Source organism: Pantoea sp. S18, assembly GCF_045689705.1.
In the GTDB taxonomy this organism is placed as follows: Bacteria; Pseudomonadota; Gammaproteobacteria; order Enterobacterales; family Enterobacteriaceae; genus Pantoea; species Pantoea symbiotica.
Genome location: NZ_CP142688.1, coordinates 2,206,456 through 2,221,326, shown reverse-complemented (window position 1 = coordinate 2,221,326; position 14,871 = coordinate 2,206,456). Strand labels below are relative to the sequence as shown.

Annotated in this window: 11 protein-coding genes; 2 read left to right on the top strand and 9 right to left on the bottom strand. The window is 57.2% G+C overall.

The features are described from left to right. Positions 1-156 precede the first annotated feature (156 nt). Together VIJ98_RS10250 and VIJ98_RS10245 are read right to left on the bottom strand one after the other, a co-directional pair. Positions 157-2,091, bottom strand: coding sequence for an exoribonuclease II (locus tag VIJ98_RS10250; protein WP_323273813.1), 1,935 nt, complete (start codon positions 2,089-2,091; stop codon positions 157-159). 124 nt (positions 2,092-2,215) lie between these two features. Next, positions 2,216-4,522: an FdhF/YdeP family oxidoreductase gene (locus VIJ98_RS10245; RefSeq protein ID WP_323273811.1), complete on the bottom strand. Its 2,307-nt coding sequence runs from the start codon at positions 4,520-4,522 to the stop codon at positions 2,216-2,218. Between the two features lie 243 nt (positions 4,523-4,765). On the opposite strand from VIJ98_RS10245, the gene VIJ98_RS10240 reads away from it, so the two are divergent. Together VIJ98_RS10240 and VIJ98_RS10235 are read left to right on the top strand one after the other, a co-directional pair. Then, positions 4,766-6,355 (top strand): PTS transporter subunit EIIC, encoded by a 1,590-nt coding sequence (locus tag VIJ98_RS10240; RefSeq protein ID WP_154156286.1) that lies wholly within the window; start codon positions 4,766-4,768, stop codon positions 6,353-6,355. Between the two features lie 80 nt (positions 6,356-6,435). Further along, the gene (locus VIJ98_RS10235) at positions 6,436-7,332 is read left to right on the top strand and encodes a LysR family transcriptional regulator (protein WP_323273809.1); all 897 of its coding nucleotides are present in this window, start codon (positions 6,436-6,438) and stop codon (positions 7,330-7,332) included. Here the strand turns inward: VIJ98_RS10235 and VIJ98_RS10230 are convergent. From VIJ98_RS10230 to sapA, 7 genes are all read right to left on the bottom strand, one after another. Then, positions 7,329-8,450, bottom strand: a complete 1,122-nt coding sequence (locus tag VIJ98_RS10230) for an oxidoreductase (RefSeq protein WP_323273807.1) — start codon at positions 8,448-8,450, stop codon at positions 7,329-7,331. The two genes, VIJ98_RS10235 and VIJ98_RS10230, sit on opposite strands and share 4 nt — an antisense overlap. Before the next feature lie 198 nt (positions 8,451-8,648). After that, complete coding sequence (fabI, locus tag VIJ98_RS10225) at positions 8,649-9,437, bottom strand: enoyl-ACP reductase FabI (RefSeq protein ID WP_007892455.1); 789 nt, start codon at positions 9,435-9,437, stop codon at positions 8,649-8,651. Between the two features lie 128 nt (positions 9,438-9,565). Next, positions 9,566-10,369, bottom strand: a complete 804-nt coding sequence (sapF, locus tag VIJ98_RS10220) for a putrescine export ABC transporter ATP-binding protein SapF (protein WP_008106485.1) — start codon at positions 10,367-10,369, stop codon at positions 9,566-9,568. A gap of 2 nt (positions 10,370-10,371) precedes the next feature. Continuing rightward, positions 10,372-11,367: a putrescine export ABC transporter ATP-binding protein SapD gene (gene sapD, locus VIJ98_RS10215; RefSeq protein ID WP_258143398.1), complete on the bottom strand. Its 996-nt coding sequence runs from the start codon at positions 11,365-11,367 to the stop codon at positions 10,372-10,374. After that, positions 11,367-12,257, bottom strand: coding sequence for a putrescine export ABC transporter permease SapC (gene sapC / locus VIJ98_RS10210; protein ID WP_323273801.1), 891 nt, complete (start codon positions 12,255-12,257; stop codon positions 11,367-11,369). Before sapC ends, sapD begins: the two co-directional genes overlap by 1 nt. Continuing rightward, complete coding sequence (gene sapB / locus VIJ98_RS10205) at positions 12,244-13,209, bottom strand: putrescine export ABC transporter permease SapB (RefSeq protein WP_008106480.1); 966 nt, start codon at positions 13,207-13,209, stop codon at positions 12,244-12,246. Before sapB ends, sapC begins: the two co-directional genes overlap by 14 nt. Positions 13,210-13,211: 2 nt before the next feature. Further along, complete coding sequence (gene sapA / locus VIJ98_RS10200; protein WP_008106478.1) at positions 13,212-14,834, bottom strand: ABC transporter substrate-binding protein SapA; 1,623 nt, start codon at positions 14,832-14,834, stop codon at positions 13,212-13,214. Positions 14,835-14,871: the final 37 nt, after the last annotated feature.

Sequence of the window (14,871 nt, the reverse complement as noted above, 5' to 3'; positions counted from 1 at the left end):
AGAAGCGATCGAATACAACAAGTTAAAAGTAATGTAATGAATTGTTAACGACAGGCACAGGCGTTAGAAATGTGAAGCGGAATGCAAATTTAACATTTGCTAATGCGGGCGGAGAGAAATGCGGGATAACGGCTGTTATCCCGCCAGTTTTCATGCTCAGGCGGCCGGACGTGCGACCACGCTGCGGGTTTCCATACGCACTTCGGCGATGGTCACGTCGATGATGTCCGTTACACGGTAAGCGACTTCACCTTTCACCTGCACGGTGCCGCTTTCCTGCGAGCACACCAGCTCATCACGCACCGCGTGGATGAACGGCGCAGGAATGAAGGCCACCGCGCCATTCTCCTGCAGACGAACGCGCATGCCGCCGCGAGAGACATCGATGATCTCGGCGCTGAACTTGCGATCGGTGCCGGCAAACGGCGCAAGGAAGCGTGCGTACAGCCAGTCACCGACATCGCGCTCAGCCATGCGGTTCAGGCGACGACGTTCGCTCATGATGGTCGTCAGCTCATCCTGCGGACGGGCGGTGCTTTCGCCGCGCACAATTGCTTTCAGCAAGCGATGGTTGATCATGTCGCCAAACTTGCGAATCGGAGAAGTCCAGGTCGCGTATGCGTCGAGGCCTAGACCAAAGTGCGGGCCCGGCTCGGTGCCGACTTCGGCAAACGACTGGAATCGACGAATGCGGCTGTCGAGATATTGGGTTGGCTGCGCATCGAGTTCACGACGCAGCTGGCGGAAGCCTTCCAGCGTAGTAATCGCCTGCGGATCCACGGTGATGCCATGACCCGCCAGCACGCCAGCGGCCTGCTCAGCGTTGGCCAGATCGAAACCGGTGTGCAGGTTGTAGATACCGAAGCCCAGCTTCTCCTGCAGCACTTTCGCGGCACAGACGTTAGCCAGAATCATCGACTCTTCAACGATGCGGTTAGCGATGCGGCGTGGCTCGGAAATGATATCCAGCACTTCGCCTTTCTCGCCCAACACAAAGCGATAGTCCGGACGATCTTTAAACACCAGCGCGTGGGTTTGACGCCACTCGCTGCGCGCCAGGCAAACCTGGTGCAGCAGGCGAATCTGCTGGTCAATGGCGTCGTTCTCTGGTTGCCAGCTGCCGCTGTTTTCCAGCCAATCAGAAACCTGGTCATAAACCAGTTTGGCTTTCGACTCGATCCACGCGGCAAAGAAATGCACGTCATCAGCCAGGCAGCCATCTTTCAACACGGTGACGCGGCACGCCAGCGCCGGACGACGTTCGTTCGGACGCAGAGAACAGACGTCGTCAGAGAGTTCGCGCGGCAGCATCGGGATGTTAAAGCCCGGCAGATAGTTGGTGAACGCGCGTTTCGACGCCAGCTTATCCAGCTCGCTGCCTTCCGCCACGTAAGCGGTCGGATCGGCAATGGCGATGGTCAGGATCAGATTGCCGTCGGCGGCTTCTTCCACGTACAGCGCATCATCCATATCCTGGGTGCTGGCGCTGTCGATGGTGACGAAGTTAAGCGCGGTCAGATCTTCACGCTGCAGATTTTCGTCGAGCATCTCACCAAAACCGACGTCCGGAGCCTGACGTTCAAGGTTATGGCGCGACAAGGTTACCCACCACGGCGCGAGGTGATCGTCTGCAGTGACAATGAATTCGGTCAGCTCGGCATAGAAACCGCGATCGCCTTTCAGCGGGTGACGACGCATCTCTGCCACCGCCCAATCGCCAGTCTGGAAATCGTGGGTCACGCCACGTTCGGCGCGGCACTGAATCGCATCTTTCAGCAGCGGATGATCCGGCACAATTGACAGGCGATCGTCTTTCTTCTGCACGCGGCCGACAAAGCGGGTCAGGAACGGCTCAACCAGGGTTTCCGGCTCGGCACTCTCGCGGTCTTTATCGGTGTGGATCACGGCAGAAATACGGTCGCCGTGCATCACTTTCTTCATCTGCGGTGGCGGAATGAAGTAGCTTTTCTGGGCATCAACTTCGAGGAAGCCAAAGCCTTTTTCCGTTCCTTTAACAACACCTTCGACGCGCGGAGTTTGCGCGTGAAGCTTCTCTTTAAGCTGCGCGAGCAGCGGATTATCCTGGAACATAATTTATATAGTTTCGTGGCCTAAGAGCGGCTGACAGTTTTACGCGAATCGGGTCCGCGCGGCAAGGCCAAAACAGGCTAAAAAGCCGCTTTACGCGGCTTTTTACCTTCTGATAACGCTTTGGTCAGGCGATGCGTTGTGAGGCTACGGCGGCGGTTAATGCCAGCTTCACCGGCACCGATTTTGAGGTCGGTGTGCCGCTGCCGTCGCCAAAACTGGAGAGCGGTACCAGCGGGTTAGTTTCCGGATAATAAGCCGCAAGGTTACCGCGCGGAATGTTATACGGCACCAGTTTGAAACCGCTGACGCGACGTGTTAAGCCATCATTCCACAGCGTCTCGATATCCACCAACTGGCCTTCAGCAAAGCCCAGCGACGCCATATCGTCCGGATGGATAAACACCACTTCGCGCTGACCGTACACGCCGCGATAACGGTCATCGAGGCCGTAAATCGTGGTGTTGTACTGATCGTGTGAACGCAGGGTTTGCAGCGTGAACGGCACCGCGACATCACCTAACTGCGGGAACAGCGAAGTCGGCAGGGCGGCAGCGCTGAACTCGGCACGTTTGCTTGGCGTATTGAAGCGCAGCTCGGCGGCAGCGCTACCGAGGTAGAAGCCACCCGGAATGTCGCACTTGTTATTGAAATCAGCAAAGCCAGGAATGGTGGCAGCGATGTGATCGCGAATCAGATCGTAATTGCCTGCCATCGCCAGCCAGTCGATTTTATCGCTGCCTAGCGTCGCATGGGCGATGCCGGCCACAATCGCGGTTTCAGAGCGCTGCGTTTCCGCCAATGGAATGCCGACGCCTTCTGAGGCGTGCACCATGCTGAACGAGTCTTCAACGGTGATGTACTGATTACCGCTGGCCTGGCGATCGCGTTCGGTACGTCCCAGCGTTGGCAGAATCAGCCCTTCATGGCCCGGCACCAAATGGCTGCGATTGAGTTTGGTGCTGATATGCACGGTTAAACCGCAATGCTGCAACGCTTCTTCGGTGACCGGTGAATCCGGTGCGGCCGCCGCAAGGTTGCCGCCCAGCGCAATCAGCACTTTCACTTCGTCACGCAGCATCGCGTTCAGCGCTTCAACGGTGTTGTGGCCGTGCTCACGCGGTGGCTCGAAATCAAAGTGCGCGCCGAGTGCATCAAGGAAAGGCTTGCCCGGTTTCTCATCAATGCCCATGGTGCGGTTGCCTTGCACATTGCTGTGGCCGCGCACCGGACACAGGCCAGCGCCTTTCTTGCCCAACTGACCAAACAGCAGCTGCAGGTTGGTGATCTCGCGGACGGTATCCACCGAGTGTTTATGCTGCGTGATGCCCATCGCCCAGGTGATGATTACCCGCTCAGAGCTTTGGTAAATCGCCGCTGCTTCACGAATCTGCGTTTCACTCAGGCCAGATTGGCGCACGATATCATCCCAGCTGGTGTTATCCACTGCAGCGAGATAGCCCTCGACACCTTGCGTATTCGCATCAATAAACGCCTGATCGAAAATGCCTTTTTCACCGGCTGCCAAACGTGCTCGCTGTAGCTCGAGCAGGGCTTTCACCATGCCACGCACCGCCGCCATATCGCCGCCCAGATTAGGCTGGTAATAGGCAGAACTAATGGTGCCGGCCATCGACGTCACTACTTCTAACGGCTTTTGCGGATCGGCAAAGCGCTCGAGGCCGCGTTCGCGCAGCGTGTTAAAGGTGACGATCTTCGCACCGTGATCGGCGGCGTGACGCAGGCTGTGCAGCATGCGCGGATGGTTGGTGCCCGGATTCTGACCCAGCACGAAAATCGCGTCGGCGTGATCAAAATCGTCCAAACGAATAGTGCCTTTACCGACGCCGATGCTGCGCTTCAGGCCGGTGCCGCTGGCTTCATGGCACATGTTGGAGCAGTCAGGGAAGTTGTTGGTGCCCATCACGCGGCCAAACAGCTGATAAAGCCACGAGGCTTCGTTGCTGGCGCGGCCGGAGGTGTAAAGCTCCATCTGATTCGGATGGTCCATCGCCTGCAGATGGCGAGCAATCAAGGCTAACGCATCGTCCCAGCTGATCGGTTCGTAGTGGTCGGTGGCGCTGTTGTAGCGCATTGGATGGGTCAAGCGTCCCTGATACTCAAGGAAGTAATCGCTTTGCTGATAAAGAGTGCTGACGCTGTGCTGAGCAAAAAATTCCGGCTCTACCACACGACGCGTGGCTTCCCACGTCACCGCTTTTGCCCCGTTTTCACAAAAGCTAAAGGTGCTTTTGTTGTCATCGCCCCAGGCGCAACCTGGGCAGTCGAAACCGCGTGCTTTGTTCATGCGCATCAGGTTACGCATGTTTTTTAGGGCAGCTTTACTATCAAGGACGAAACGGGTGGTGGCTTCCAATGAACCCCAGCCGCCCGCAGCAGCGCGATAGGGTTGAATCTTACGTTTAAATTTCATAGTTGCAGGCTTATTTGTTTATGAGTTGTTATCAGAATATGTCTTCTGTTAGCGGGAAGTGTGCGACTGTCCTTAAAAGTTGTCTAATTGATTGGTTTAATGGTGCGATAGGCGGCGTTTATCGCGGATCGGGCTTAAAGCGTGACCTAAGTCAAACTTTCCCGGCTGTTCAGGGGCGGCGGTTACGTGCTGCTGAGATAACTGGCTAATAATTGCTCTTTCCATTCTGAAAAGGGCACGCGCATGAAGAATCTGGCAAGCCAAATTCACGCCTTCGGTAAGGCCTTAATGATGCCCATCTCGGTGATCGCTGCCGCAGGGATCTTTCTTGGCCTGGCCGCCGCAATGCAAAACCCGGCGATTACCGGCGATGCCTTCGCCAATCTGCAGGTGCCGCAACTGATCATCGGGTTTATTCGCAAAGTGGCAGGCGCGCTGTTTGCCAATCTGCCGCTGTTCTTTGCGGTGGCCAGCGCCATCGGGCTGGCGAAAGCGGAGAAACCCACCGCCGCCTTTGCCGCTGTGATTGGCTATATCGCCATGAACGTCGGTATCAGCTCCACGCTGGCCTCGAAAGGATTGACGGCCGCCACCACCACGCCAGAAGCGCTACAGAAAGCGGGAATGGACCAAACCGCTGCGATGATGACGTCCGCCGAATACATCGACATGCTCGGCATCTTTACCTACAACATGAGCGTGCTGGGCGGCGTGATTGCCGGATTAATTACCGTGGTGCTGCATAACCGCTTTTACACCCAGCAACTGCCGACGGCGATCAGCTTCTTTGGCGGACGCCGCTTTGTGCCGATCGTTACCGTGGTGGTGCTGCCGCTGGTGGGCGTGCTGCTGGCGTTGATTTGGCCGACCATCGGCGCAGGCATCGCGTGGGTGGGTTTGATGATTGGTAAAAGCGGGCAATACGGCGCCTTCCTGCTAGGCACCAGCGAACGTCTGCTGATTCCGACCGGTTTGCATCACATTCTCAACGAAACCGTGCGATTCACACCGATTGGCGGCATGGCAACGGTAGATGGACAAAGCATCGTCGGCGCGCTCAACATCTTTAACACCTCGCTGACGCATCCCGGCGCTATCCCGGACGATACGGTGCGCGGCGCCACGCAGTTCCTCGCGCAGGGCAAAATACCGGTAATGATGTTTGGCTTGCCGGCCGCCGCACTGGCGATTTACCACACCGCGCGCCCCGAACATAAGCAGCGCGTCAAAGCGCTGGTGCTGGCCGGTGCGCTGACCTCCTTTACCACCGGCATCACCGAGCCGCTGGAGTTCTGTTTCATCTTCGTTTCGCCGGTGCTGTATATCCTGCATGCGCTGTTAACCGGCCTGTCATTTATGTTGATGTCGATGCTGCATTTGATGATTGGTAACGTGCAGGGCGGCGCGATCGATCTGGTGGTGTTTGGCATTCTCGGCGGCAGTAAAACGCATTGGTGGTGGACGATTGTCCTCGGCGTGATTTATGTGCCGATTTACTACTACGGCTTCCGCTTTGTGATTACGCGGATGCGAGTAGAAACGCCGGGGCGCGAATCTGATGAGGAGCACAAACCGGAACAAGTTGCGGCGGATGAGCGCACCAAAGTGATCATCAGCGGGCTGGGCGGTGAAGCAAATATAGAGGACGTCGATTGCTGTTTCACCCGGCTGCGCGTGCGGGTTAAACAGATGAATGAAGTGGTTGATCAAACGTTACTCACCACCGGCGCGAACGGCATCAATCGCGTCAGCGAACACGACGTGCAGGTGATTTACGGCCCGCAGGTCGAAAAGATCGCCAACGACGTAAAAAGTGCCTTAGGCGTGGCGTAACTCAATGGTCGCTGCGCGTGGGCTCAGCGCAGCGGCAACCGCCATGATACACTGCCGTTTTCCAGCCAATTCTGCTTTCCATGGACATCAAACAACTCATCTATCTTTGTAATCTGGAACGCGAGCGCCACTTTGGCCGTGCGGCAGAAGCCAGCTTTGTCAGCCAGCCGACGCTATCGATGCGCCTGAAGAACCTTGAGCGCGAATTAGGGCTGTCACTGATCAACCGCAGTAACAATTTCGATGGCTTCACACCGGAAGGCGAGCGCGTGCTGACCTGGGCGCGGGAAATTGTCTCGGTGTATCAGGGATTGAAGCTGGAAGTGGAGTCGCTCAAGCATGGCGTCAACGGCACCTTGCGGCTTGGCGTCATGCCGCAATGCAGCGTGGCGCTGCCTGCGTTGTTGAAAGCGGTGGAAGCGCGTTATCCGCAGCTCGATTATCGCGTTGCCGCGATGAGCGCCGATCAGCTACTGGAAGCGCTCAACAGCCACACCGTGGATGGCGGTATCGGCTTCTTTGAACTGACGTCGCTGCGCGAGCTGCATTTCCAAACCGCGCTGTTAAAAGATCCGGGCGTTGAGGCGCTGTTTAATCCGGCGCATTTCCCGGCGCTGCTGGAGCAAGAGAGCATCTCACTCACCACGCTTGCCAGCCAGCCGCTGTGTCTGGCGGAACCGACGCGCTATTTTCGTCGCTATCTTGATGGGCAACTGCGTGAAACCGGCTTGATTCCGCGCGTGATTGTTGAGAGCGCGTCGATCATGCAGCTGCTACAAAGTGCGCAGGTTGGCCTCGGCGTGATGGTGTCGCCATGCGGGCATCTGTTGCCGGAGCTAATGCAGAATCTGGCGCGACGGCCGATTGAAATTACGCCGATGGGCAGGCAGGCGGCGTTAGTGATTGCCGAGCCGGGCAGAGCATCGCCGCTGGCTCAGCATTTCTTTGATGAAGCGCGGCGCCATCTGCCCGATTAACGGGTTTCGCCGAGCGCCATCAGCACGCGATCCTGCCAGCTGGCAAAGGCTACCGCTTGTAACAAGGTGAAGATGCGTTCGCTGCCCCAGCCCGCGTTCAGCAGCGGTTGCAGATGCGCAGCGCTGAAGCGGTCGGGCAGGCGAGTGAGCTGGGCGCTGAGTAAAATTACCGGCGAAGCTTTGCCAGCGCTTTCGACATCCTGCACCAGCGCGGCTCGCCATTCATCAGAAACACGATCAAACTGACGTCGACAACCCAGCACGCGCGCGCTGACCGCCTGCGCCAGCGCTTCATCCTCGGTAAAATGTTCACTCAGCCGCTGTTTTAGCGTGGCGAAGCCATACAGCGCTTGCGCATCATGCACCAGCAACCAAACGGCATCATCCAATCCGTCAATGCCCTGACAGAAAGTCACCGCCGCCAGCTGATCGGCGCTGGCGTAGCGCAGTTCAACCGGTTTCAGCGCGTGCTGCCAGCTGTCGTTGCGGGCAAACAGCGCTGCGCTGGCATCTGGCGGCGGTGAAACGCCCGGAATCCAGCGCACCGGCAAGCCCATCATCGCCTGCAGCGCGGCCACCACGCGCGACTGATAGCTGACATATCCCACCAGCTGATTCAGTGTGACGATATCCGGTTCGGTTAAGCCCACCGCGTCCAGCGCGATGATGCTGTGGGCGTTGATCAGTTCCGGCTGCATCGCCAGTTGACGCGCATATTGGGTGATTTGCGTCAGACGATTATTACTTTCGCGAGACGAGTCCGGGCCGGGCAACGGATTGAGCCGGGCGGAGTAGTGATTGCACAGGCGCTGCACGCCGGCGACCTGCGCCACCGTCAGCGCGGTGCTGAGGCGATCGTACAGCGTTAAGGTGTGGGTCAAACTGGTGGCAAGCGTATCGGGAAACAGAATCTGGCTGAGATCGCGCGCGGCCAATAAAGCAGGCTGAAAACGCGACAGCAGCGGCTGTAACGCAGTCGCTTCCTGTTGCAAACCGAGTAAGAAACGATCGTCGATATAGGCGGCTTCGGGCACCAGCGGCGCAGTGGCGGTACTATTCGGGCGAGTCTGGCTTTCATAAAACCAGTGGTCATGGCCGGGAGAACGGCGTTGTTCCATGGTCATTCCTTGCGCTAAAAACGGACTTGCTGCACAGCGTGCGAATCTGAAAAGCAGGCATGCAACAAAGGGCTAGCTTATCGTCGCTGAACGGCTGTCCACGGCAAAAGAATGATGGGGAATAATTAATAGCTTACGAGTATAAGGGGGGATTTTTTTGGAGAAGAGGTCGCCATGAATGGCGACCCTACGTAAATCTTATTTCAATTCCAGCTCGTTCATTGCGGCAATGCTGAAGCCGCCATCAACGTGTACCACTTCACCGGTGATACCACCCGCCAGATCAGAGCACAGGAATGCAGCTGAGTTACCCACGTCTTCGATGGTAACGGTACGACGAATCGGGGTAACCGCTTCGCAGTGCGCCAGCATCTTACGGAAATCTTTGATGCCTGATGCAGCCAGCGTACGGATTGGACCAGCAGATACGGCGTTAACACGCGTGCCTTCTGGACCCATCGCGTTCGCCATATAGCGCACGTTGGCTTCCAGAGACGCTTTCGCCAGACCCATCACGTTGTAGTTCGGGATGGCGCGCTCTGCACCCAGGTAAGACAAGGTCAGCAAGGCAGAATTCGGGTTCAGCATCGCGCGGCACTCTTTCGCCATCGCCACAAAGCTGTACGCGCTGATGTCGTGAGCGATTTTGAAGCCTTCACGGGTAACGGCATTTACGTAGTCGCCATCCAGCTGATCGCCAGGTGCGAAACCGATGGAGTGAACGAAACCGTCAAATTTCGGCCAGGTTTTTGCCAGTTCGGTGAACAGCGCAGTGATGCTCTCGTCTTCAGCTACATCGCATGGCAGAACAATGTCTGAACCCAGATCTTTAGCAAACTCTTCCACACGACTTTTCAGTTTGTCGTTCTGGTAGGTGAAAGCCAGTTCTGCGCCCTGTTTGTGCATCGCCTGCGCAATACCGTAGGCGATTGAGAGTTTACTGGCAACGCCAGTAATCAGAATGCGCTTACCGGAAAGAAAACCCATAGCTGTAATCCTTTTGGTCATTGTTGTTGGCGGTCGCGATGGTTGAAAAGTAGGCGACCGACGTTAATCTCGTGCGAAGTCTAGCACGTCTGTATAAATGCGGTAAATCGCACCGCGTTTTCCGCGCCTTAACGCTCACGGCGCCAGGCTTCGGCGGTTAAGGCTTCACCAAAGTGGCTGGTGATCAGGCGTTTGGTGAGATCGTGCAGCGGCGAGGCCAGGACATCGGCGGTGCCACCGCGCTCAACCACTTCGCCTTGATGCATCACCAGCACCTGATCGCTGATGTGCTTCATCATACCGAGATGCTGCGTGACATAAATATAGGCGATGCCGTGCTTCTCCTGCAGTTCCAGCATCAGGTTCACCAACTGCGAACGCATGGTCATATCCAGCGAGGCGAGGGCTTCATCGGCGACGATCACTTTCGGCTGCAGAATCAGCGCACGCGCCAGCGCCAGACGCTGCTTCTGGCCGGGTGCCAGCATATGCGGATAGTATCCGGCGTGGTCGCGCAGCAAACCGACCTGACGCAGCGTGGCAATAATGCGTTTTTCACGCGCTTCATCATCCAGCTCGGTATTCAGGCGCAGCGGGAAATCGAGAATCTGGCTAATGCGCTGACGCGGATTGAGCGAGGTTGAAGGATCCTGAAAAATCATGCGAATGCGCTGGCTGCGGTAGCCGTAATCACCGTACTCCAGGGGATGATCGTCAATGAGCATTTCGCCTTCGCTCGGCTCGACCATGCCGCTGAGCATTTTCGCCAGCGTCGATTTACCCGAACCGTTTTCACCGATCACCGCCAGCGTCTGTTTCTCACGCAGGGTAAAACTGACGCCTTTCACCGCCTCAACGTGCTGACGACGGAACAGGCCGGTGCGATAGCGGTAGGTTTTACTCAGGTTGCGCACTTCCAGCAGCGTTTCCATGTTTACTGGCTCTCCATATTCAGCGGGAAGTGACAGGCAAACAGATGCGCTTTATTGCCGGTCAGGCGCGGCGTTTCGATGCACTTACGCTGCGCATACGGACAGCGCGGCCCCAAACGACAACCAATTGGCAGATGTTCGAGCGACGGAATCGCGCCTGACAGCGTGTTCAGGCGGCTTTTGTGCGGCAGCGCGCTACCGAAATCGGGCATCGCACGGATCAACGCCTGAGTGTAAGGATGATGCGGCGACTCCATTAACTCTTCGCTCTGCGCGCTTTCCACCGTCTGACCGCAATACATTACATTGATGCGGTCAGCCCAGTGGCTCATGGTGCGCAGATCGTGGCTGATCAGCAAAATGGTGGTGTTGTTATTCTGGTTGAGGCGGCTTAGCAGGCGGAAAATCTGCGCCTGCGTGGTCGGCTCCATCGCATTGGTCGGTTCATCGGCAATCAGCAAACGCGGCTGATTAGCCAGCGCGATGGCGATCATCACTTTCTGGCATTCGCCGTCGGTGAGTTCGTACGGGAAACTGCGCATGATGTCTTTATGATCTTTGATACCGACGCGGTGCAGCAGCTCAATCGCGCGCACTTTGCGCCAGAACCACAGCCGTTTAAACCAGCGACCTTTATGCGTCCAGCGCGGAATCGCCTGCATTAGCTGGCGACCAATGCTTTCTGACGGATCAAGACAGGATTGCGGTTCCTGGAAAATCATCGACACGTTATGGCCAACAATCCGGCGGCGTTCGCGCGGTGACAGGCGCAGCAGATCGATATCATCAAACACCATACGATCGGCGGTGACGCGCCAGTTGTCTTTGGTGACGCCACAAATCGCTTTAGCGATCAGGCTTTTACCTGAACCTGACTCGCCGACCAGCCCACGGATTTCGCCTTCGGTGAGCGTCAGGTTGATGCGATCGACCGCTTTGACCGGACCGTCAGCGGTCATAAATTCGATGGTCAGGTTACGGATATCCAGTAGCGGCATTATTCAACTCCCGCTTCTACTGCGCGACGAATGCCGTCGCCCAGCAGATTAACGATCAACACGCTGACCATCAGCGCTACGCCCGGTAGCATCACCGTCCAGGGCGCAACGTAGATCAGCTCCAGCGCGTCACCGAGCATCGCACCCCATTCGGGTGACGGCAGCTGCGCGCCAAGATCGAGGAAACCGAGTGCGGCGATGTCGAGAATCGCCATCGACAGCGAGCGGGTAAATTCGCTCACCAGCAGCGGCAGCACGTTAGGCAGCACCGCATTCCACAAAATATTCAGGTTGCGCGCGCCATCGAGACGCAGCGCCACCACATACTCTTTTTCCATCTCATCATGCACAGCAGTATAGATCTCGCGCACCAGACGTGGGATCAGCGCCAGAAACACCGCAAGCATCGCGTGTTCCAGACGCGGGCCGAGAAATGCCACCACGATAATCGCCAGCAGCAGCGAGGGAATCGACAGCAAGGTATCCAGCACGTGATTCATCACCGCCGAGCGCACGCCATGCGTAATACCGGCAAACACGCCAAGCACCAGCGCGCAAATCGCCGCCAGCACCGTCACCAGAATCGCCGAGCCGACGGTTGGCGCTACGCCGCTCAGCAGGCGGCTCAGCACATCGCGACCTAAATCGTCGGTGCCGAGGAAGAAGGATACATCGCCATAGCGCGACCACGACGGCGGCAGCAGCTGATAACCGAGGAATTGCTGATCGATGCCATACGGCGCCAGCAGGCCACCAAACAGGCACAGGAACAGCAGCAGGCCAAAGCCGTACAAGCCAACCATGCCGCTGGTATCGCGGTACAAGCGCTGCCAGCTGCGACGCAGCGTGCTGGGCAGCCGCTTCTCGTCGTAGACATTATCGTAAGGCATACCATTCCTTATGTTTCAGCGGATTAAGGGCCGCACCCAGAATATCGGACAACACGCTGACCAGAATCACCAGACCGCCTACCACCATCACGCCAGCGGAAATCGCCGCGTAATCCTGCTGACGAATGGCGTTAATCAGCCAGCGGCCAATTCCCGGCCAGTTGAACACCACTTCGGTGATCATCGCCAACGTCAACATGGTGGAAAATTGCAGGCCAAGGCGCGGAATCACTGGCGGCAGCGCGTTGTGCAGCACGTGGCGGCGGATCACCGTGAAGCGTGACAGCCCGCGTGTGGCGGCAGCTTTAACGTAGTTCTTGTCCATCACATCGCTGGTGCTGCTGCGCAGTAAGCGAATCATCTCGGTAGCGGGCGCAACCGCCAACACCACCACCGGCAAAATCATGTGCGTCAATGCGCTGATCAGCATTTCATGCCGCCACGGCGACGGGCTCAGCCAGGCATCAATTAATGCAAAGCCGGTAACGTTTTGCACCGGATAGAGCAGGTCGAAACGCCCGGAAACCGGCAACCAGCCGAGCGTTAATGAGAAGAACAGCGTAAACAGCAGCGCCAGCCAAAACACCGGCATTGAGAAGCCGAGCAGCGCCAGCGCGCTGATGGCTTTATCCTGCCATTTTTTGCGCATCACGCCGGCGCAAATTCCCAGCGGAATGCCCACCAGCAGCGCCAGAATAAACGCCATCACGCATAGCTCCAGCGTGGCGGGAAACACTTCGCGCAGCTGAAGATCAATCGGCTGGCCGTTGGTGCTGGAGACGCCGAAATCAAACTGCAGTAAGCCCTTAAACCAGAACCACCACGCATCAAACAGCGACGCGCCTTCGAGCGGGGCGTTTGGCGTAAAGTAGCTCAGGCTAAAGCTCACCAGCGACAGCAAAAACAGGGTGATCAGCAGCAGCACCACGCGACGCAGAATATAGATAATCATGCTTACTCCTCGCTGCTCTCATCGCGGTAAACGCCGGCGAACGAGGCGTTACCAAACGGGCTTAACACCAAACCTTTGATGTCATGCCGATAGGCTTGCAAACGCAGCGACGAGGCCAGCGGCAGCACCGGCAGCTCTTGCGCCAAAATCTGCTGCGCCTTGTCGTAGCTATCAATGCGCGCCGACAGCTGCTGGGACAATAGCGCGTGCTGCAACGCCTCATCAAAGGCGGGCGAGCACCAGTGTGCGTAGTTAGTCTGCGAACGGATTGCCGCGCAGCTTAATAGTGGGCGGAAGAAACTGTCGGGATCGTTACTGTCGGTTGCCCAGCCGGTAAGCGTGAGATCGTGATTCATCTCCATCAACTGCGCTTCCTGGAAGCGGCCTTCCACCGGCGCGATGGTGACGCGCACGCCAATCTGCGCCAAATCCGCCTGCAGCAGTTCAGCGGTTTTCAGCGGGCTGGGATTCCACGACTGTGAGGAAGAGGGCACAACCAGACGTAAATGCAGATCTTCCAGCCCCAGCGCTTTCAACTCTTCACGCGCTTTGGCCGGGTTGTATTCGGTGACGCGCGCATCGTTGTCATAAGCCCAGGACGCACGCGGCAATATCGAGGCCGCAGTTTCGGCGGTGCCGTAATAGATCGACTCCATCAGGCGTTCGTTATTGATCGCCAGCGCCAGCGCGTGGCGCACTTCCGGGCGATCGAGCGGCGGCTTGCGGGTATTGAACGCCAGATAGGCGATGTTCATGCCGGGACGCAGCGTCATGCGCAGACGCGGATCGTCGCGCAAAATGCTCAGCTGGCTGGCGGCGGGATAGGCCAGTACATCGCATTCGCCGGTCAGCAGTTTGGACAAACGTCCGGTGCCGCCAACGCCCAAATCAATCACCACCTGCTGCAGACGCGGCACGCCTTTCCAGTACTGCGGATTGCGCGCCAGGCGCAGATATTGTCCGGTGCGGTATTCGCTCAGTTGGAACGGCCCGGTGCCGACCGGTTCGCGATCCAGCTGTTCCTGCTGGCCTTTGGCGCTGAGATTATTGGCGTACTCCTGCGACAAAATCGGCGCGTAATGCGTCGCGATGTGCCACAGGAATGAGGCGTCCGGGCTGTTGAGGCGGATTTCAACCGTATCGCTATCGAGCTTTTTCACGCTCTGCACTGAATCGGCAAACTGCAGGCTGTCAAAGTAGGGATAGCTGCCGCCGTTGACGTTATGCCACGGATGTTTGCGATCAAACATGCGCGCAAAGCTGAACACCACATCGTCGGCGTTCATTTTACGCGTCGGTTTAAACCAGTTGGTGTGCTGGAAGGCGACATCTTTACGCAGGTGGAAACGGTAGGTTGCGCCGTTATCCCGCACTTCCCAGCTCTGAGCGAGGTCGGGAATCAGCCGATAAGTATAAGGATCCACGTCCAGCAGCCGGTCATACAGCTGCGCCGCCAGTGTATCGACGACTAAGCCGCTGCTGACCATTTGTGGGTTGAAGGTATTAACCGTGCCGTTAACGCAATAGACAAAGCCGCTATTGCGGATGTTGTCCGTTGGCGCGGCCCACGCTGACGCGCTCATCATGCTGAGACCAAGCAGCAGAGAGGGGAATAATTTTGGCATAGAACTCAACGATTCTGAGGCAATAGCGTGAGTGTAT

What these genes read in the sequence shown, in the direction of transcription:
- sapA (WP_008106478.1), bottom strand. Translation starts at nt 14,834, where the DNA reads ATGCCAAAATTATTCCCCTCTCTGCTGCTTGGTCTCAGCATGATGAGC.
- VIJ98_RS10250 (WP_323273813.1), bottom strand. Translation starts at nt 2,091, where the DNA reads ATGTTCCAGGATAATCCGCTGCTCGCGCAGCTTAAAGAGAAGCTTCAC.
- sapB (WP_008106480.1), bottom strand. Translation starts at nt 13,209, where the DNA reads ATGATTATCTATATTCTGCGTCGCGTGGTGCTGCTGCTGATCACCCTG.
- VIJ98_RS10235 (WP_323273809.1), top strand. Translation starts at nt 6,436, where the DNA reads ATGGACATCAAACAACTCATCTATCTTTGTAATCTGGAACGCGAGCGC.
- sapF (WP_008106485.1), bottom strand. Translation starts at nt 10,369, where the DNA reads ATGGAAACGCTGCTGGAAGTGCGCAACCTGAGTAAAACCTACCGCTAT.
- fabI (WP_007892455.1), bottom strand. Translation starts at nt 9,437, where the DNA reads ATGGGTTTTCTTTCCGGTAAGCGCATTCTGATTACTGGCGTTGCCAGT.
- VIJ98_RS10230 (WP_323273807.1), bottom strand. Translation starts at nt 8,450, where the DNA reads ATGGAACAACGCCGTTCTCCCGGCCATGACCACTGGTTTTATGAAAGC.
- VIJ98_RS10240 (WP_154156286.1), top strand. Translation starts at nt 4,766, where the DNA reads ATGAAGAATCTGGCAAGCCAAATTCACGCCTTCGGTAAGGCCTTAATG.
- sapC (WP_323273801.1), bottom strand. Translation starts at nt 12,257, where the DNA reads ATGCCTTACGATAATGTCTACGACGAGAAGCGGCTGCCCAGCACGCTG.
- sapD (WP_258143398.1), bottom strand. Translation starts at nt 11,367, where the DNA reads ATGCCGCTACTGGATATCCGTAACCTGACCATCGAATTTATGACCGCT.
- VIJ98_RS10245 (WP_323273811.1), bottom strand. Translation starts at nt 4,522, where the DNA reads ATGAAATTTAAACGTAAGATTCAACCCTATCGCGCTGCTGCGGGCGGC.